Annotated in this window: 2 protein-coding genes; both read left to right on the forward strand. The window is 60.5% G+C overall.

Features of this window, described 5'->3' with window-relative positions; genetic code table 11:
- On the forward strand, positions 1–346 hold a 346-nt coding region (locus N181_RS27860), incomplete at its 5' end, for a restriction endonuclease (RefSeq protein ID WP_060564036.1).
- Positions 343–818 (forward strand): KAP family P-loop NTPase fold protein (locus N181_RS27865; protein ID WP_060564038.1); only part of this gene is annotated, 476 nt, incomplete at its 3' end. The genes N181_RS27860 and N181_RS27865, both read left to right, overlap by 4 nt.

An 818-nucleotide genomic window follows, 5' to 3' on the forward strand; every position in this document is an offset into this window, starting at 1 on the left:
CGGCAGTTTCCTGCTCGGCGAGGAAACCTACCTCCTCGAGGCAAAATGGCATTCACAGCCGACGGGTGTCGCCGACCTCCATGTCTTCCACGGTAAGCTCGACCAGAAGGCCGCGTGGGCCCGCGGTCTATTCGTGAGCTACAACGGTTTCACGACCGAGGGCCTGGCGGCGTTCGGTTCGGGCAAGCGGCTCATCTGCATGGATGGCCGCGACATCTACGACGCACTCGATCGTCAGATCCCGCTGAAGGCGGTCCTCGAACGCAAAGTGCGCAGGGCTGCTGAAACGGGTCGCCCCTTCATCCCGTCGCGGGAACTTTTCGATCAACACGGGGGCAGCCGATGATCCTGACCGATAACGAAACCAAGGTCGATCTCCTCAACAACGAGGCGATCGCGACGACGATCATAAAGCTCCTGCGGGACCGGCCAGATCAACCGGTAACGATCGGCGTGCATGGCGATTGGGGTGCCGGCAAATCCAGTGTCCTCGAGATGATCGAGGCCGGCTTCGAAAAGGAATCCAAGGTCCTCTGCCTCAAATTCAACGGATGGCGCTTCCAGGGCTTCGAAGACGCCAAGATTGCGGTGATCGAGGGCATCGTCACGGGGTTGATCGAGAAGCGGCCCGCGCTGACGAGGGCGGGAGAAGCCGTAGAGGACGTCTTCCGACGCATCGACTGGCTCAAAGTTGCCAAAAAGGCGGGCGGCCTCGCCTTCACCTCCTTCACGGGGATCCCCACTCCCGATCAGATCACCGCGATCGTGGGCTGTCGTTTGGCACTTAAACGTAAGAATGCGGCCGCTTCTTTCTTGGT

The sequence above is a fragment of the Sinorhizobium fredii USDA 205 genome (genome assembly GCF_001461695.1).
Taxonomy (GTDB): domain Bacteria; phylum Pseudomonadota; class Alphaproteobacteria; order Rhizobiales; family Rhizobiaceae; genus Sinorhizobium; species Sinorhizobium fredii.